The sequence below is a fragment of the Luteitalea sp. genome (assembly GCF_044337415.1).
In the GTDB taxonomy this organism is placed as follows: domain Bacteria; phylum Acidobacteriota; class Vicinamibacteria; order Vicinamibacterales; family Vicinamibacteraceae; genus Luteitalea.
The window spans coordinates 1-17,891 of record NZ_JBIINP010000042.1 but is presented as its reverse complement, the minus strand read 5'-3'; the positions used below and the strand labels follow the sequence as shown (position 1 = coordinate 17,891).

At 70.7% G+C, this 17,891-nt stretch carries 12 protein-coding genes; 5 read left to right on the top strand and 7 right to left on the bottom strand.

Annotated elements, in window-relative coordinates; translation table 11 throughout:
* Nucleotides 1-38 precede the first annotated feature (38 nt).
* The 3 genes from ACIRDX_RS09240 to ACIRDX_RS09230 form a co-directional block, all read right to left on the bottom strand.
* A complete protein-coding gene (locus ACIRDX_RS09240; protein ID WP_396625127.1) occupies nt 39-650 on the bottom strand; it encodes a PP2C family protein-serine/threonine phosphatase in 612 nt (203 codons plus the stop codon).
* Between the two features lie 55 nt (nt 651-705).
* Nucleotides 706-2,328, bottom strand: coding sequence for an arylsulfatase (locus ACIRDX_RS09235; protein WP_396625138.1), 1,623 nt, complete (start codon nt 2,326-2,328; stop codon nt 706-708).
* A gap of 196 nt (nt 2,329-2,524) precedes the next feature.
* Nucleotides 2,525-4,276 carry a protein kinase gene (locus tag ACIRDX_RS09230; RefSeq protein ID WP_396625126.1) on the bottom strand — a complete coding sequence of 584 codons (1,752 nt, stop codon included), beginning with the start codon at nt 4,274-4,276 and terminating at the stop codon, nt 2,525-2,527.
* Nucleotides 4,277-4,420: 144 nt separating this feature from the next.
* Here ACIRDX_RS09230 and ACIRDX_RS09225 point away from each other — a divergent pair, with 144 nt between their 5' ends.
* Together ACIRDX_RS09225 and ACIRDX_RS09220 are read left to right on the top strand one after the other, a co-directional pair.
* Nucleotides 4,421-5,332, top strand: coding sequence for a sugar phosphate isomerase/epimerase family protein (locus tag ACIRDX_RS09225; protein WP_396625125.1), 912 nt, complete (start codon nt 4,421-4,423; stop codon nt 5,330-5,332).
* Nucleotides 5,329-8,019, top strand: coding sequence for a M14 family metallopeptidase (locus ACIRDX_RS09220; protein WP_396625124.1), 2,691 nt, complete (start codon nt 5,329-5,331; stop codon nt 8,017-8,019). The genes ACIRDX_RS09225 and ACIRDX_RS09220 overlap by 4 nt, the downstream gene beginning before the upstream one ends.
* Nucleotides 8,020-8,147: 128 nt before the next feature.
* Here ACIRDX_RS09220 and ACIRDX_RS09215 read toward each other — a convergent pair whose 3' ends face one another.
* Together ACIRDX_RS09215 and ACIRDX_RS09210 are read right to left on the bottom strand one after the other, a co-directional pair.
* Nucleotides 8,148-8,672, bottom strand: a complete 525-nt coding sequence (locus tag ACIRDX_RS09215; protein ID WP_396625123.1) for a GNAT family N-acetyltransferase — start codon at nt 8,670-8,672, stop codon at nt 8,148-8,150.
* Complete coding sequence (locus ACIRDX_RS09210; RefSeq protein ID WP_396625122.1) at nt 8,669-9,535, bottom strand: SGNH/GDSL hydrolase family protein; 867 nt, start codon at nt 9,533-9,535, stop codon at nt 8,669-8,671. The genes ACIRDX_RS09215 and ACIRDX_RS09210 overlap by 4 nt, the downstream gene beginning before the upstream one ends.
* 58 nt (nt 9,536-9,593) lie before the next feature.
* Between ACIRDX_RS09210 and ACIRDX_RS09205 the strand changes: the two genes are divergently transcribed.
* Nucleotides 9,594-12,344 carry a M14 metallopeptidase family protein gene (locus ACIRDX_RS09205; RefSeq protein WP_396625121.1) on the top strand — a complete coding sequence of 917 codons (2,751 nt, stop codon included), beginning with the start codon at nt 9,594-9,596 and terminating at the stop codon, nt 12,342-12,344.
* A gap of 158 nt (nt 12,345-12,502) precedes the next feature.
* On the opposite strand, the gene ACIRDX_RS09200 is transcribed toward ACIRDX_RS09205, so the two are convergent.
* Nucleotides 12,503-14,344, bottom strand: a complete 1,842-nt coding sequence (locus ACIRDX_RS09200) for a diguanylate cyclase (protein WP_396625120.1) — start codon at nt 14,342-14,344, stop codon at nt 12,503-12,505.
* 86 nt (nt 14,345-14,430) lie between these two features.
* On the opposite strand from ACIRDX_RS09200, the gene ACIRDX_RS09195 reads away from it, so the two are divergent.
* Together ACIRDX_RS09195 and ACIRDX_RS09190 are read left to right on the top strand one after the other, a co-directional pair.
* On the top strand, nt 14,431-14,799 hold the full coding sequence (locus tag ACIRDX_RS09195; RefSeq protein ID WP_396625119.1) for a hypothetical protein: 369 nt from the start codon (nt 14,431-14,433) through the stop codon (nt 14,797-14,799).
* An 86-nt stretch (nt 14,800-14,885) separates the two neighbouring features.
* Nucleotides 14,886-17,267 (top strand): TonB-dependent receptor, encoded by a 2,382-nt coding sequence (locus ACIRDX_RS09190; protein WP_396625118.1) that lies wholly within the window; start codon nt 14,886-14,888, stop codon nt 17,265-17,267.
* Nucleotides 17,268-17,387: 120 nt separating this feature from the next.
* Here the strand turns inward: ACIRDX_RS09190 and ACIRDX_RS09185 are convergent.
* On the bottom strand, nt 17,388-17,891 hold a 504-nt coding region (locus ACIRDX_RS09185; protein WP_396625117.1), incomplete at its 5' end, for a cob(I)yrinic acid a,c-diamide adenosyltransferase.

The window sequence follows — 17,891 nt, the reverse complement described above, 5'->3', positions numbered from 1 at the left end:
GCCGACTGCCGACCGCCGACTGCCGAGTGATGCGTCGATCACCGTCGGCGGAGGGCGACGACGGTCATGTCGTCGGCGCGGCCGTGTTTGCCGGCGACGTCGATGAGCATCGACGGCAGATCGGCGAAGTCCTGCATCCGCGCGGCCATCACGGTGCGGTGGATGATGGTGAGCGGCAGCGGCGTCCAGGCGCCGTCGCTCATCAACAGGAGCGTGTCGTGCGGGTCGAGGGGTTCGTGGATGGGCGAGGCCTCGGCCTCGCCCGTGCCGATGCGCCGGCCGGACTGCTCGGAGAGGATGCGGCAGCCGCCCTCGTTCACGAGGTACGCGCGCGAGTCGCCCGTGTAGGCCCCGAGCACGCGATCGCCCACCACGGCCACGCCGACGAACGTCGTCTCGCTGCCGCCGGCCAGCGCGCCATCGGTGCTCCTCACCCAGTGCGCCCAGGCGGGAAAGCTCTGCACCTGCAGCAACCCGCCCTCGATCTGCCGCGCGAACAGCCGGAGCACGTGCGCCGCGCAATGCTGCGCGGCGCCCGCCCCGTCGCAGAGCGCCGCGACGATCGAGGACGGGCGCCAGATCCAGAAGGCGTCCTCGTTGCCCGTGCCCCCGTCTCGGGGCCGGCTCGCGCCGTAGCACTCGACCTTCACGACGCGGATATCGGCAGATGTCAGGCGCGTCTGCAACAACCGGCCCGCACCGCGGCTATCGCCCGCCGAGGCTGGCTTCGATCTGCTTCTGGATCTTGTCCAGGTTGAACGAGCCCGCCGTCTGGCTCGGCGGATACTCCTTCATCGACATCAGGAACTTCCCCGCGAGCTGGCTCATCGGGGCCAGCGCGTAGACCCGGTCGAGGAACCAGTCGTTGTAGGTGTTCGAGTTGTGCTGCGCGCGCTCGAAGGGGTCGCGCCGGAGATTGAACAGCAGCGGCACGCGCAGCTCGACGAAGGGCTCGCGCCACACCTCGAACCCGACGCCTCGATTCTCGAGGAGCACGGCCTTCCACGCGTCATACCTGAGGGCGACGATCTGGGCGTCGTCGTTGACGTAGAAGAACTCGTGGCGCGCCGACTCCTCGGACTTCCCGGTCAGGTAGTCGAGCTGGTTGTAGCCGTCGATGTGGTTCCTGTAGGTGCGCCCGTTCAGCTCCACACCCTTGAGGAGCTTCTCCTTGATGTCTGGCGCGCCGGCGGCCGCCGCGAACGTCGGCAGCCAGTCCTCGTGCGCGACGATGCCGTTGAGCGTCGTGCCGGCGGGGAAGCGGCCCGGCCAGCGGATGAAGGCGGGGACGCGGTAGGCGCCTTCCCAGTTGGAGTTCTTCTCGCTGCGGAAGGGCATCGTGCCGGCGTCGGGCCACGTGTTGTAGTGCGGCCCGTTGTCGGTGGAGTACTGCACGATGGTGTTGTCGGCGAGGCCGAGGTCGTCGATCAGCTTCAGGAGCTCACCGACGTGCATGTCGTGCTCGATCATGCCGTCGGTGTACTCGTCGTTCCCCTTGTGGCGCCGATCGGCCTTCACGTGGGTGCGGAAGTGCATGCGCGTGCCGTTCCACCAGCAGAAGAACGGCTTGCCGGCCTTGGCCTGGCGCGTGATGAAGTCCTTCGCCGCGGCGATGGTCTCGTCGTCGATGGTCTCCATGCGCTTCTTGGTCAACGGGCCGGTGTTCTCGATGCGCTGGCCGCCCTTGCCATCCGACCAGGCATGCAGCACGCCGCGCGGACCGTACTGCTCCAGGAAGGTCTTGCCACTCGGCAACCGCATGTCGCGGGGGTAGTCCTCGTTCTCCGGTTCCTCCTCGGCGTTGAGGTGATACAGATTGCCGAGGAACTCGTCGAAGCCGTGCATCGTCGGCAGGTGCTCGTCGCGGTCCCCCTGATGGTTCTTGCCGAACTGGCCCGTCGTGTACCCCTGGCTCTTCAGGATGGTCGCCATGGTGACGTCGGTCTTCTGCCAGCCTTCCTTCGCGCCAGGCACCCCGACCTTCGTCATCCCGTTACGGACGGGCACCGAGCCGCCGATGAAGGCCGAACGGCCAGCCGTGCAGCTCTGCTGCCCGTAGTAGTCGGTGAAGGCCACACCTTCCCTGGCGATGCGATCGATGTTGGGCGTCTTGAACCCCATCATCCCGCGGCTGTTGTGGCTGATGTTCCAGGTGCCGATGTCGTCGCCCCAGATGACGAGGATGTTCGGCTTGCGGGCCGTCGTCGATGCTGCGTTCTGCGCCAACGCCGCCGACGGGTACGCACACAGCGCAAGCCCTGCGACGAGCGCCAGCGCGCAGGCGCGAATGGGGGCCGACGCGGTCCGGAGACCGCCGTGTCTGCTCATCGGCATGTGCCGTTCTCCTCTGGATATGTGCACGAGTTCGCGTTGCTGACCTGGTGGGACAGACGCCGATTGTAGTGCGACCGTGCGCGCGGCGCCGGTGAGATCGTCGACGCAATCAGCAACCCGTGACTTACGCCGCCGGACGCGGCGGCCGTCAGCTCGCGCACGCGCCGAGCACCTGTGGCGCCTTGCCTCGCTAGGGTTGCCGCTCGACGCGCACGCCGTGCCCTTCGAGCGTCGTCAGCACCTGCTCGTACGATCGCCCGTTGAGGCGCAGCACGACAGGAGTCGCCCCCACCTGCAGGGTGAGCCAATGGCTCGGGGCCCGACGAAGGGAGAACCGGCCGGGCTTCCGCGTGGTGTACGTCGCCCGCGTGATGGCGCCATACGCCACGGTGCGCTTGGCGACCTCGTCCTCGTCGACGGCCACCAGGCGCTCGTCGTCGAGGCGCAGCGTCACGTCGATCTCCTCGTCCTCGTCGTCCACGCGGTCCATCAGGATCAGGTCGGTGAACTCGACGCCCGCAGACGCAGTGGTCGAGGCGACCGGGGCCGCAGGGAGCGGCTCCGGTGGGGCCGGCTCCGCAGGGCTGGCAGGCGTGATCGCAGCAGGCGGCGCGCCGGTCGCTGCGCGGGGGGCAGCGGGCACGGGGGCGGGGGGACGCGTGGCCCGCCGCGCTTCGGCAATCGGGGGCGCCGGGGACTGAAGGGCACCTGCGTTCGCGCCGGCGGGGGCTGCGGTGGCTGACGGCGCAGGCGCGTCGGTCGCATCGGCCGGCGTCGCCGTTGCGCCGGGCGGTCCCGCGACGATGGTCGGCGTGACGAGGCGGGGACGTCCGAACAGCGCCCAGGCCGTCAGGGCGGCCGCCACCAGGAGCATCACGGGGATGGCATAGGCGAGGGCGATCGATCGCCGCACTGGCGGGACCGGCGCCCCCGGACGCGAACCCGCGGCTGGCATCGTCGGCGGCAGCAGGGCCCTCTCGTCCGTGATCGACACGGCGTGCGCGGTGATCGTGGGCGTGGCGTGCGCGCCTGACGTCGTGGCCGGGGCTGACGTCGCTGTGACGCCGTGCGTGATGGGCGGAAGGCCGGTCGGTGCCAGCGGTGGCAGCGGCGGGGGAGTGGGGACGCCTGTCCGTGCAATCGCCTCCAACTCCTGGCGCAACAGCGCGGCGGTCGGCGTCCGGTCGGCCGGGCGGCGCGCCAGGGCGCGCAGCAGCACCGGCACGTACGCGGCGGCCTGTGGCGGCAGCAGGCCCGCGAGATCGGGCACCGGCCCTTCGACGATCTCGCGAATCAGTCCGGCGGTGGTCGTGGAGCGGTACGGACGGCGCCCCGACAGCATCTGGCACAGGACCACGGCGAACGCGTAGATGTCGGCCCGTCCGTCGATCGTCTCGTCGAGCACCTGCTCGGGCGCCATGTACGTGAGGGTGCCGACGGCGTGCCCGGTTTGCGTCAGTCCCTCGCTGCCCATGATGCGGGCGATGCCGAAGTCGAGGAGGCGGGCGCGGCCGCGCTCGTCGATGAGGATGTTGGCCGGCTTGATGTCGCGGTGGACGACGCCGAGGTGGTGGGCGTAGTCGAGGGCGTCGAGGACATGTCCGGCCCACGTGGTCACCTGCGCCAGGTCCAGCGGAACGCCCTGCTCGAGGCGCTTCTGGAGCGCCTCGCCCTTGACGAACTCGGTGACCATGTAGAGCACGCCGGCGTCCTGCGAGAACCCGTGGAGCCGCAGGATGTGGGGGTGGTCGAGGCGCGCCAGGATCTGGGCCTCGCCGCGGAAGCGCTCGGTGGCGGTCGCCTGGCTGGTGGCTTCCTCGCGCAGGACCTTGATCGCCACCTGTCGGCCGAGCATCTGGTCGGTCGCGAGGTAGACGGCGCCCATGCCGCCCTGCCCGAGAAGGGCGTCGATCCGGTACTGCCCGAGATGTGTGCCGATCATGCCCGTTCCTCTGTGCGCCCGGGCGCGCTGGGCCCGCGTCGCGCGCTGGAGGCGACGTCGACATGTGCGGTCCCGGCGCGCAGTATAGCTTTGACAGGCCACGACGCGTCGTGGCGAAATAGCCCAGAATCCGGAGTCTTCCTCATGTCATACACGCGTCGTGATTTCCTCAGGACCGCCTCGGTCGCGGGTGCGGCGATGGCCGCCTCCGACCTGTCGTTCGCGCTGGCCGCCCCCGAAAAGGGACGCTTCGCCATCTCCCTCGCCGAGTGGTCGCTGCACAAGGCGCTCTTCGCCAAGCAGATCACCAACCTCGACTTCCCGCGCCTGGCGAAGGAGACGTACGGGGTGACGGGGCTCGAGTACGTCAACCAGTTCTTCAAGGACAAGGCGAAGGACACGGCCTACCTGTCGGACCTGAAGACGCGTGCGGAGGGCCACGGCCTGAAGAACGTGCTGATCATGATCGACGGCGAGGGCATGCTCGGTGCGCCCGACGCGGCCGAGCGGGCCAAGGCGGTGGAGAACCACAAGCCGTGGATCGACGCGGCGAAGTTCCTCGGCTGTCACGCCATCCGCGTCAACGCGGCCAGCCGCGGCGAGTACGCCGAGCAGCAGAAGCTCGCCGCCGACGGCCTCCGTCGCGTCGGCGAGTACGGCGCCACGCAGGGCATCAGCGTCATCGTCGAGAACCACGGCGGGCTGTCGAGCAACGGGCAGTGGCTGGCGGGCGTGATGAAGCAGGTGGGGATGCCGGGCGTCGGCACGCTGCCCGACTTCGGCAACTTCCGCGTGAACAAGGACGAGGAGTACGACCGCTACAAGGGCGTCTCCGAGCTGATTCCGTACGCGAAGGGCGTGAGCGCGAAGACGCACGACTTCGACGCGCAGGGCAACGAGACGCACACCGACTACAAGAAGATGCTCGACATCGTCATCGCGTCGAAGTACCGAGGCTTCATCGGCATCGAGTACGAGGGCAGCGTGCTCTCCGAGCCTGACGGCATCAAGGCCACCAAGGTGCTCCTCGAGCGCCACCTCAAGGGTTATCTGTGATCAGACCCGTTCTCGCGGCATCCCTGGCCGTCATGCTCTCGGGCATGGCGGCCTCGTCGTCTTCCGCCCAGTCGGAGAAGGCCCCAATGGCCTTCGCGCCGGGCGCTCGCTACGACGCGGCCATCCCGACGCTGGCCCAGGTGCTCGGGCACGACCCGGGCGCCCGCATCACGCCGCCGGACGGCGTGATCACGTACCTGAAGGCGCTGGCGCAGGCCGCACCCACGCGCACGCGGTTCATCGAGTACGGCCGCACGTGGGAGGGCCGCCCGCTGGTGGTGCTCGCCATCGCGTCGGCCGACCGCATCGCGCAGCTCGACACGGTGCAGAAGGGCCTGCAGCGCCTCGCCGATCCGCGCGGGCTCGGGGCCGGCGAGGAAGAGCGCCTGCTCGCGTCGCTCCCCGTCGGCGTGTGGCTCATGCACGCGGTCCACGGCAACGAGATCTCGTCGGTGGATGCGGCCCTGCTCGAGGCGTACCACCTGCTGGCGGCGCAGGGCGACGCGCAGGTCGACGCCATCCTGCGCGAGACGCTGGTGCTGATCGATCCGCTCGAGAACCCCGACGGCCGGGCGCGCTTCGTCGCCTCGAACCTGCAGGCGATGGGCCCGGACCCCGATCCGGAGCCGTTCTCGGCCGAGCACAACGAGCCCTGGCCGGGCGGCCGCTCGAACCACTACCTGTTCGACATGAACCGCGACTGGTTCGCGCAGTCGCAGGCCGAGACCCGGGGACGCACGAAGTTCTACCTGCAGTGGTTCCCGCAGGTGGTGGTCGACCTGCACGAGATGAGCGGCGACTCGTCGTACTACTTCGCGCCGCCCGCCGACCCGCTGAACCCGTACATCACGCCGCAGCAGATCGGCTGGTTCAACACGATCGGCAAGGCCAACGCCGCGAAGTTCGACGAGCGCGGGTTCGCCTACTTCAACCGCGAGGTGTACGACTCGTTCTATCCGGGCTACGGCGAGTCGTGGCCGATCTTCCACGGGTCGATCGGCATGACGTACGAGATGGCGTCGGCGCGCGGCCTGGCATGGCGGCGATCGGACGACGACCTGCTCACGTACCGCGACGGCGTGCTGCGCCACTTCACGTCGGCGATCACGACGCTGGCGACGTCGGCGGCCAACCGCCGGCAACTGCTGAAGGACTTCGTCGAGTACCGCCGCAGCGCCATCGCCGACGGCGAGAAGGCGAAGACCCGCGCGTGGCTGGTGCCGGTGGGCGCTGATCCGGCGCGCGCGCACCGCTTCGCGCAGCTGCTGCGCGATCAGGGCTTCGAGGTGCAGCAGGCCGCCGAGGCCATCACCGTCGGCACGCGATCGCTGGCGGCAGGCACGTATGTGGTGCCGGCGGCGCAGCCGGCGGGGCGCCTGCTCGTGAACCTGCTCGATCCGGCCATCGCGCAGCCCGAGGCCTTCGTCAAGGAACAGGATCGCCTGCGCAAGAAGCGGCTGCCCGACCAGATGTACGACGTCACGGGCTGGCACCTGCCATCGGCGTACGACGTGGAGGTGCTGGCGCTCGATCGGCCGGTCGCCACGCTGCGCACGCGCGCCGTGGCGGCTCCCGCCGCCGTCACGGTGCCGCCGGCGAAGGTGGGCTACCTGATGCCGTGGGGCCTCGGCACGGCCAGCCTGGTCGTCGCGGCGCAGAAGGCGGGCGTCCGCGTGCGGTTCGCCGACAAGGGCTTCACGCTGTCTGGGCGCGAGTACCCGGCTGGCACGGCAATCGTGCGCATCTCCGAGAACGCCGCCGACGTCGCGCCCCTGATCGCGCGGCTGGCGGGGGAGCACCATGCGGAGGTCGTGCCGGTCGACTCGGCCTACACCGAGGGCGGCATCTCGCTCGGCAGCGGCCGTGTCGTCGCCCTCAAGGCGCCGCGCGTGATGCTGGCGTGGGATGCCCCGACCTCATCGCAGAGCGCGGGTTGGGCGAGGTACGTGCTCGAGCGGCGGTTCGGCCAGCGCGTCACGGCCGTCCGTGTGAGCGCGTTGATGATGGCCGACCTGACGCGCTTCGACGTCGTCGTGCTGCCGTCGGGCAACTACCAGCAGGGGCTCGGTGGTCCGGTGTTGCAGCGGCTGAAGGACTGGGTGTCGGCGGGCGGCACGCTGATTACCATCGCGGAGGCGAGTCGCTGGGCGACCCGCGACGGCGTGAACCTGCTCGACACGACGACCGAGCTGCGTGACGGCCGGCCTGAAGGGGGCGGCGGTGGCAGCGGCAGCGGTGGTGCGCGTCCTGGTGGCGGGGGCGGTGGCGCGGCGGCGGGCGAGGCGGGCAAGCCGCTGGATCTCGAGAAGGCCACGCTGCCGAAGGACGAGCCGCCCTTCGCGACGTCGGGCGCCTTGCTCAAGGCCAACCTCGATCGCGAGCACTGGCTGGCGGCCGGCACCGACGGCGACCTCCACGGCATGGTGGAAGGGTCGCGCGTGTTCACGCCCATCACCCTCGACAAGGGACGCAACGTGGCCACGTGGGCCTCGGGCGACGACGCGGTGGCCGCGGGCCTGGTGTGGCCGGAGTCGAAGGCGCAGTTGGCGAACAAGGCGGCGGTGATCGCCCAGCCGCGTGGCCGTGGTCACGTGATCGCGTTTGCCGAGGACCCGAACTTCCGCGCGTTCACGGAGGGCACCGAACTGCTGTTCATCAACGCGGTGTTGCTCGGGCCAGCACACTGAGAGCGGTGGCAATTTGAAATTTGCCATTTGAAATTCTCGAGGGGCGCGGCTTCGCCATCGCCCCTCGGGATGTCTCGCGCGAGCGATGGCCGGCAGGCCGAGCCGCCGGGAATTTCGAATGTCGAATTTCAAATTGCCCGTTCGTAGACGAGCGCCACCTCCGGCCCGCCCTCCTCCCCGTGCGGGGCATAGATCGGCCGCGTGCCGGCCGATGCGAATCCGCACGACTCGTAGAAGCGCATCGCCTGCAGGTTGCCCGGCATCACCGCGGCCTGCACGTGCGTGGCCTCTGCCCGCCGCGCATCGGCGACGGCATGCGCGAGCAGGAGCCGTCCGATGCCGTGTCCCTGCGCCTCCGGCGACACGTACAGCACGAACAACTCCCAGGTGTCGGCCCGGTGCATGCAGCGCCCGCTGCCGGCCACGCCCACCACCTGCCAGTCCGCCTGGGCCACTGTGAATCCGCTCCAGCCGGGGGCCGGCGCAAGCTCGCGGCGCACGCGGTCGACGCCGTAGAAGTGCGACAGGACGCGGGCGAGGTAGTCGGGCGTCACCAGCGGCGCATAGGCCTGGCGCGCGGCGCGCGAGCACACGTCGGCGATCGCGGTCGCGTCGGCGGGCGTCGCCGGCCGGAGGAAGGGGATGACGTTCACCCGACGAGCGTCATCGCCGCGCAGGACGCCTGTGGGGCCGCGGCCGTGCCCGTGGTGATGGCCTGGAGGTAGGCCTCGGCGAGGTAGGCGTAGCCCTGGTCACTCGGGTGGAACCCGTCGGCCGAGTAGGCCCCGGGCTGGTAGCTGCGCGCATCGCACATCAGGTCCACGACGGGGACGCGGCTGCTCAGCGGGTTGATGGCGTCGCGCGTGAGGCGCACGGCGATCTCCTGCACGATCCGACGCTCGGCGACGGGTCGCCCTGCGACGTACGGCAGGGCGCCGAAGTTCGGCACGTTGGCGACCACGATGAAGGCGCCCGGCGCGCGCGACCGGACCGCGTCGATCAGGCGGCCATAGTCCCTGGCGAATCCCTGCACCTGCTGCGCGATGTAGGTCGACGGGTCGGCGCCTCCCCGGCCTGCCGCCACCGCCAGCGCCAGGGTGTTCGTGTCGTTGCCGCCGGCGAACACCGTGACGAGCGTGGTGGTCGGTGGCACGAACGGCACCAGCATTGTCAGGAAGTTGCCGGGGATGTTGCGTCCGAGTTCGTCGCCGATGGCCTCGATGTCGGGGCTCAGCACGCCTCCGGGCAACGCCAGGTTGAGCAACGAGACGGTGCGGGTCTCGGCCAGCCGACGCTGGATCAGCCCGACGTAGGCCGTGCTCTCGCGGCAACTCGTGGCCAGGGGCAGGCACGGCACGCTGGCCCCGACACCCGCGGCGTCGCTGGCGCCAATCGGCGTGTACACCACCGGCACGTTCTGCGCCGGCGGCGTCGGCGAGGTGGGTGTGGTGGGTGTCGATCCGCTCCCGCCTCCACACGCGGCCAGCAGCGCCAGCAGCGTCGCGGCGACCGCCATGCGGACGTCCGGACCCCGGCTGCTATCATGCGCGCAGTCGCCGCGCCCAGTGTCTCGCATGCCCATGATCTCGTTCCGGCTCCGTCCCGGGCACGTGTTGCGTGCCCTCGTCGTCTCCCTGGTCCTGCTCGGCATGGCCGCACCCGCGTGGGCCCAGGCGCAAGCCGTGGCCAGTGCCACGCGTGTCACGTCGCCGAAGGAGCAGTTCGGCTTCGCCATCGGCGACGACTACCAACTCGCGACGTACGAGCAGCTCTCGGCCTACTGGGCGCGCCTCGATGCCGAATCCGACCGGATGTCGCTCGTCGACATCGGGAAGACCGCAGAGGGGCGCACGCAGTGGATGGCCATCATCACCTCCCCCGAGAACCATCGCAAGCTTGGGCGGTTGAAGGACATCGCCCGCCGGCTCGCACGTGCCGAGGACGTGGCCACCGACGCCGAGGCCCGCGCGCTCGCGGCCGAGGGCAAGGCCGTGGTGTGGATCGACGGCGGCCTGCACGCCAACGAGACGCTCGGCGCGCAGCAGCTGATCGAGACCGTCCACCAGCTCGTGAGCGGCGACGACGCCGAGACGCGGCGGATTCTCGACGACGTGGTCGTGCTGGCGGTGCACGCCAACCCCGACGGCCACGACCTGGTCGCCAACTGGTACCTGCGCGAGCGCGATCCGCTGAAGCGGTCGCTCGACGATCTGCCGCGGCTCTACCAGAAGTACGCCGGGCACGACAACAACCGCGATTCGTACATGAGCGCGCTGGCCGAGACCGCCAACATGAATCGCGTGCTCTACCGCGAGTGGTTCCCGCAGATCGTCTACAACCACCACCAGACGGGCCCGATCGGCACCGTGATGTTCGCGCCGCCCTTCCGCGACCCGTTCAACTACGTGTACGACCCGCTGGTCCCGACCAGCCTCGACCTCGTCGGCGCGGCGATGCACACGCGCTTTGCAGCCGAGGGCAAGCCCGGCGTCACGACGCGCCGGGGCGCGAACTACTCGACCTGGTGGAACGGCGGCCTGCGTACCACCGTGTACTTCCACAACATGATCGGGCTGCTCACCGAGACCATCGGCAATCCCACGCCGATGGAGATTCCGTTCCGCCCGGAGCGGGCGCTGCCGAGCAACGACCTGCCGTTCCCGATCACGCCGCAGACCTGGCACATGCGGCAGAGCGTCGACTACTCGCTCACGGCCAACCGCGCCGTGCTCGACCTGGCCTCGCGCTACCGCGAGCAGTTCCTCTTCAACATCTGGCGCATGGGCCGGAACGCCATCGAGCGCGGCCAGCGCGACACCTGGACCACCTATCCGCGGCGCGTGCAGAAGGTGCAGCAGGCCGCCGGCGGCGCGGTGACCGGCCCGGCGGCGCGGCGCGCAGGCGGTGCGCCACGCGCCCTCTTCGACACCGTGCTGCGCGACCCCGCGCTCCGCGATCCGCGCGGCTACGTGCTGCCGGCCGATCAGGCCGACTTCCCGACGGCCATCACCTTCACGAACGCCCTCATCCGCGCCGGCGTGACCGTGCACCGGGCCACCGCGCCGTTCACGGCCGGCGGCGCCAGCTACCCGGCCGGGTCGATCGTGGTGAAGATGGCCCAGGCCTTCAGGCCGCATGTGCTGGACATGTTCGAGCCGCAGGACCATCCCGACGACTTCCAGTACCCGGGCGGGCCGCCCATCCCGCCGTACGACAGCGCCGGGTGGACACTCGCCTTCCAGATGGGCATCCGCGCCGACCGGATCCTCGAGGCCTTCGACGGGCCGTTCGAGCAGGTCGCCGACGAACTGGGCATTCCGCCCGGGCGCATCACCGGCCCGGCGTCGTCGGCCGCGTTCGCCTTCCCGCACACGAGCAACCAGGCGTTCCGCGCCATCAACCGGCTGCTGAAGCAGGGCGAGACGATCGAGTGGCTGCCCGATGGTCGCTTCCGGGTGCCGGCGACGCCGCGCACGCGGGCGCGGCTCGAGGACGTGGCGCGGGTGACCGGGGTGTCGTTCGAAGGCACCACTCGTGAGCCGGTCGCGGGCAGTCGGCCGGTCTCACCGGTCCGGCTGGCCTTGTGGGATCGGTACGGCGGCTCGATGCCCTCGGGGTGGCTGCGGCTCGTGCTCGAGCAGTTCGAGTTCCCGTACGAGGTCGTCTACACGCCGCAGATTGACGCCGGTGGTCTGGCGGGACGCTTCGACGTGCTCGTGCTGCCCGATGGCGCGATCCCCGAGGGCTCCGGTTTCTCGGCGCGGATGCCGCGCCCCGAGTCGGTGCCGGAGGAATATCGGTCGCGCCTGGGCGCCTACTCCGGTGCCTCGACGCTGCCACAGCTGAAGGCCTTCCTGGAGGGCGGCGGCGCCGTGCTCGCCATCGGCGGGTCGACGTCGCTGGCGCGACACCTCGGCGTGCCGATCGGCAACAAGCTCGTCGACGCGAAGGGCGCGGCGCTCCCCGAGGAGGCGTACTACATCCCGGGGTCGATCCTGCGCGTGAAGGTGGACGCTGCGCACCCCATCGCCCACGGGCTGGCCAGCGACGTCGACGTGTACTTCGACAACAGCCCGGTATTCACGCTGCCCGCCGACGCCGCGGCCGCGGGCCTCACGCCCATCGCCTGGTTCGACGGCCCGGCGCCGCTGCGCAGCGGCTGGGCCTGGGGCCAGGACCGGCTGCAGGGCGGGGTGGCGATCGCGGAGGCGCGTGTCGGCAAGGGCGCGCTCGTGCTGTTCGGGCCGGAGATCACGTTCCGGTCGCAGCCGCACGGCACGTTCAAGTTCCTCTTCAACGGGATCCTGCGCGGGGCGGGGCGCTGACGGGGGCAATTCGAAATTCGACAGTCGAAATTCCCGGCGGCTCGGCCTCTCGGCCTTCGCCGCGCGACGATTTTCGCGGCAGCGGAGACGCGCATGCGCCGGCGGCGAGCGGCCGATGGCCCTCGCTCCGGAACTTCAAGTGTCCAATTTCGAATTGCCTACATCTTGTGGAGGGGTGGGCACGGCACCGTCGGCATCGGCTCGCCCTGGCGGGCGGCCTGCTCGCGCCAGCGGTGCTTGTCCTGGTACATGCGGGCGTCGGCTGCGGCCATCAGCGCCTCGGACGAGTCGCCGTCGCGGGGGAAGACCGCAGCGCCGATGCTCACCGTCATCGTGAACGATCGGCCATCGGGCAGGCGCATCTCGTGGCCGGCGATCTGCTGCTGCAGGTGCCGCAGGCGGTCCTCGGCCTCTTCGCGGCCGCACTCCGGCATCATGATCACGAACTCGTCGCCACCGTAGCGCGCGCACACGTCGTAGGGGCGCACCGCCTGGCGGAGCACCGTGGCCAGCTCGCGCAGCGCGAGGTCGCCCACGGGGTGCCCCTCGCTGTCGTTGACCAGCTTGAAGTCGTCGACGTCGATCAGCAGCAGTGACAGCCGCGAGGCCTGCCGCGCGGCGCGCGCGAGTTCCTGCGTGAGGTGCATCCACAGGAAGCGCGTGTTCGGCAGGCCCGTGAGCGGGTCGGTCAGCGCCTCCGCCTGCGCCCGCGAGAGCTGCAGGGCATGGCTCACGACGGGGCCCGCCTGCCGTGCCACCATCTCGAGCAACCGGCACTCGTCCTGCGTGTAGCAGCCGGGCGTCACGTGGTAGATCGCGAGCGCCCCCACCAGCTCGTTCTGCTCACCGTACAAGGGGCACACGATCGACGACCGCAGCCGCGTGGCGGCGGCCGCGCGGGCGTCCATGCAGGCCTGCGGGTCGCCGTTGGCGACCGCCCGCTGCTCGCGCAGCGACTGCCCGAACATGCCGGTGTCGGTGCCCACCTGCACGGTGGCGAGCATCTCGGCCTCGATCCCCTCGGTGAAGGCGGCCTTGAACAGGCGCGCCACCGGGTCGTGCAGGTACAGCGCCGCGCTCGAGTAGGGAATCACCCGTCGGAGCTTCTGGGCCAGCAGCTGCGCGGTGCCCTCCACGCCGAGGCCGGCGCTGATGGCCTGCGAGATCTCGAACAGCGCGACGTCCTCGCGGCGCGCCGACACGATGGAGCCGAGCGAGGTGTCGGTGGTGGCCACCGCAGGCCCGCCCGCATCGATGGTCGGCAGCAGCGTGATGAACCGCTCGACGATCGCCGCGTCGAGCGACTTGCCCGCTTCCTCGCGCAGCACTGCCACCGCGGCATCGCGCGTGAGGCGGTCGCGATACGGTCGATCGCTGACCAGGGCGTCGTAGCAATCCACGACCGCCAGCACACGGGCCCCGACGGGGATGGCGTCCTTGGCCAGGCCTTCCGGGTAGCCCTTGCCGTCCCAGCGCTCGTGGTGCGACCGCACGAACGCCGCGACGTGGGGGGGCAGCGGCACGCCGCTGATGAGATCGGCGCTCACCTGCGGGTGGATGCGGATCTTGTGGAATTCCTCGACCGACAGGGGACCAGGCTTGGCCAGGATGTGGTCGGGGACGGCCAGTTGTCCGATATCGAGGAGCAGGGCCGCCGTTCGAACCGCCTCGACGTCGTCGGCCGACAAACCGACCGCCTGCGCCAGGCGCGTGGCCCAGGCCCGCCGACGGGTGAGCCGCGTGCCTGACGGGTCGTGCTTGGCGTCGATGGCGCCCGCGAGCGCCTCCACCAGCGAGGCGTGGACGTAGCCGGCGGCCGGGGTCTGCAGGGATTCCCGGCCCGGGCGCAGCGCGAGGACGGCGACCACCGTGATCCCGATGGCCACGCCCATGGCGAGCGCACCCGCCACCCCCTGCCCGCCAGCGAGCAGCAACGTGCCGAGGACGGCACAGGTTGCGGCCACGGCCAGCAACCGGGTGGAGGACGAGGGAGCGGACACTTTCCTCGGACAGTATCCTCCCGTCCGGCCCCCCGCAGCAACGGTGCGCCTTGACGGCCCGTCGGCCGGGATGTCACGCTCGTCTGATGGGAGTGACGCTGGCGACCCGACTCCGGGCGCTGTGGCTCGCGTGGCTGCTGGTGCTGGCGCCGGCGGGTCCCGCAGGCCTCATCCTCTCCGGTCACGCGACCGGAGCGGACGGGCATGTCACGACCGTTGTCCACGACGCGACCGACCACGGCATCTCCGCCGGCGCGCTGGCCGACGCCCCGCCTGACCGCCACTGCCTCTACTGCCAGTCCGCGTCCTCCCACCGCTTCGGCTGGGTGGAGGCCGCGGCACGCCCCGATGCGCCCGACTCCACGGCCATCGTCTGGGCCGAGTTGCAGGAAGGGGCGCCCCGGTCCGACTCCGGCGCCGCACTCCCCGCCCGCGCCCCGCCCGCGCGCGCCTGATCGGCCGACCGGCCGACCGATTCCTCCATCCCGAGAAGGTGAACGAGGCGTGCGGCCCGCAGCCGGCCCGCGCCGACGATCGGCCCGTGCGCCGTCGTCACGACGCGTGGCATTCCCGCGTCACCACGCTGCAACTGGAGTACAGGCTCATGGTGCTCGTTGGCACATCCTTTCTGAACTCGCGGGTCGGCGCGCCGCCCGCGCGCCATCCCCTGGCGGTCGTCCGCCGCATGATCGGCCGGGGCGCGACCGGCCTCCTCGTTGTCGCGACGCTCGGCGTCGCTCCCGCGCTTGCCCAGCCGGGCGCCGCCCAACTGCGCGGCCGCGTGGTGGCCGGCGAGACGAAGACCCCGCTGCCTGGCGTGACCATCACCGTCGAGGAGCGCGGGACGACGGCCGTCACCGACGACGCGGGCGCGTTCGTCATCGCCGCCCCGGGCACGGGCGTGGTGCACGTCCGGGCCAGCGCGCCCGGTTTCCTGCCGAGCCGGCGCGAGGTGACGATGAGTGCCTCGACGGAGGCCATCGAGATCGTGCTGCAGGACGACCTGCACTACGCCGAGGCCGTCACGGTCGGCCCCGCGCCTCGCGATCCGTTCGAGTCGTACCAGCCGACCTCGGTGCTGGCGGGGCAGGAGCTCGACATCAAGGCGGAGGGGTCGCTGGGTGCGCTGCTGCGCAACGAGCCCGGCGTCGCCGAGCGCTCGCTGGGCCCGGGACCATCGCGGCCGATCATCCGCGGCCAGGACGGCGACCGCGTGCTGATCATGCAGAACAGCCAGCGCACCGGCGACCTGTCCAGCCAGTCCGGCGACCACGGCGTGACCATCAATCCCGCCGCGGCGACGCAGGTCGAGGTGGTGCGTGGCCCCGCCACGCTGCTGTACGGCGCCAACGCGATCGGCGGCCTCGTGAACGTGATCGACAGCCAGATCCCGACGCGCCCGACGTCGCGGATGACGGGCAACACGCAGGTGGACCTGGCGACCAACGCCGGCCAGGCCAGCGGTGCGGGTGACCTGACGGTGGGCAACGGGCGCTGGGCGCTGAACCTCGGCGCCTCGGCTCGCCGCGCCGGGGAGTACGAGACGCCGGAGGGACCGGTCGACAACTCGCAGTCGCGTGGCGTGTTCGGCAGCGTCGGCGTGGCGCGTACCACGGCCGACAGTTACCTGGGCGCTGCCGTGCAGCTCGACGACATGCGCTACGGCGTGCCCGTGGTGCATGGCGGCGAGATCGAGCTCACGCCCCGCCGGCAGGTCTACAACGGGCGCGGCGAGGCGCGGAACCTCGACGGGGTCTTCAGCTCGGTGCGCGGGTCGGTGGCGTATCACCGCTACCGCCACGACGAGATCGAGGGCGACGCGATCGGCACGCAGTTCAGCAACGACCTCCTCGACCTCGACCTGCGGGCCACGCACGCGCCTGTCGGGCGCATGACGGGCACCGTCGGCGTGTCCGGGTACGGACGAGCCTTCGAGGCCATCGGTGAGGAGGCGCTGTCGCCGCGCGTCGAGCAGCGCGTGTTCTCGGCCTTCTCGTACCAGGAGGTCGCCTGGTCGCACCTCACGCTGCAGTTCGGCGGTCGGTACGACCACACGACGTACGCGCCCGAGGGCGGCCTGCGCGCCCGGACGTTCGACAACGTCTCGTTCTCGGTGGGCTCGCTGTTCCGGCCGTCGGAGCAGAGCACGCTGGCGGTGAGCTTTGCCCGCGCGGCGCGCAATCCGGCGCTCGAGGAGCTGTACTTCTTCGGCGAGCACGCCGGCAACCTCTCGTTCGAGATCGGCAACGAGGATCTCGATTCCGAGGTGGCCTACGGGCTCGACGTGTCGTACCGCGTGCGCCTGCCGCGCGTGTCGGCGGAGGTCACGTACTTCAACAACACGGTCGACAACTACATCTTCCGCAACGAGATCTCGGAAGAGGAGTTCGAGGAGCGCTACCCGGACGAGGGCCATGGCGAGGACCACGACCACGACCACGGTCACGAGCACGAGGGCGAGTACGAGGAGTACCCCTACGTCGAGTTCATCGCCCGCGACGCGCGCCTGCAGGGCGTGGAGGCGCACGCCGATGTCGACCTGTCGGGCGGGTTCCACCTCGAACTCGGGGTCGACACCGTCTACGGCGAGCAGCGCGCCAGCGGCGATCCGCTGCCGCGCATCCCGCCGGTGCGCTTCACGGGCGGCCTGCGCTACCACCGCAACGCGCTGCAGCTCGGCGCGCAGGTGGTGAGCGCCGCGGAGCAGGATCGCGTCTACGGCGTGGAGACGCCGACCGACGGCTTCACGACGCTGCGCCTGTTCGGGGCCTACTCCATCCAGGCCGGCCGCGTCGTGCACACCATCTCGGGCCGCTTCGACAACGTCACGGACCAGCTGTTCCGCAACCACCTGAGTCTGGTCAAGGACCTCGTGCCGGAGATGGGCCGCAACGCGCGCATCACCTGGAGCGTGAAATTCTAGGAATCACAGGGTAGGGCGGGGTGTCCCACCCCGCCATCCCTCAATGGTTCGACGAGCGGCGCGGTCGGAGACCGCGCCCTACCTCGGTGGGACGTGGAGGGGGGAGGGCACCCCCACGCGTCACAGGGTGCTGTTCCAGAGCGGCTCGGGGATGCCGCGCTGGTGGTTCTCGTAGCGGGCCATGATGAACAGCGCGTCCGAGAGCCGATTCAGGTAAGGGATCACGAACGTGCCGACCGGTTCGCCGTGCGCGAGCGTGATGGCCTCGCGCTCGGCGCGGCGGCACACGGTGCGGGCCACGTGCAGGTGCGCGGCGCCGGCGGCGCCGCCGGGCAGGATGAAGTTCTCGATCGGCCCGACCACCGCGTTCAGCTCGTCCATCAGCTGCTCGAGCGCCTCCACGTGGCGCGACTCGATCTGCGGGATGCGGTACGTGGCCTTGTCCTCCTCGAGAAAGCAGAGGTCCGACCCGAGGTGGAACAGCTCGTTCTGGATGACGGGCAGCGTCTCGGCCAGGCGCGGCACGAGCCCGTGGGCCAGCGCGACGCCGATCTGCGAGTTCAGCTCGTCGACGGTGCCATAGGTGGCCACGCGCAAGGCATCCTTCGATACCCGCTGGCCCCC

Bases quoted from the DNA above. Each gene is read 5' to 3' on its own strand.
- ACIRDX_RS09235 (WP_396625138.1), bottom strand. From the start codon at position 2,328: ATGAGCAGACACGGCGGTCTCCGGACCGCGTCGGCCCCCATTCGCGCC.
- ACIRDX_RS09230 (WP_396625126.1), bottom strand. From the start codon at position 4,276: ATGATCGGCACACATCTCGGGCAGTACCGGATCGACGCCCTTCTCGGG.
- ACIRDX_RS09225 (WP_396625125.1), top strand. From the start codon at position 4,421: ATGTCATACACGCGTCGTGATTTCCTCAGGACCGCCTCGGTCGCGGGT.
- ACIRDX_RS09210 (WP_396625122.1), bottom strand. From the start codon at position 9,535: ATGGCGGTCGCCGCGACGCTGCTGGCGCTGCTGGCCGCGTGTGGAGGC.
- ACIRDX_RS09205 (WP_396625121.1), top strand. From the start codon at position 9,594: ATGCCCATGATCTCGTTCCGGCTCCGTCCCGGGCACGTGTTGCGTGCC.
- ACIRDX_RS09195 (WP_396625119.1), top strand. From the start codon at position 14,431: ATGGGAGTGACGCTGGCGACCCGACTCCGGGCGCTGTGGCTCGCGTGG.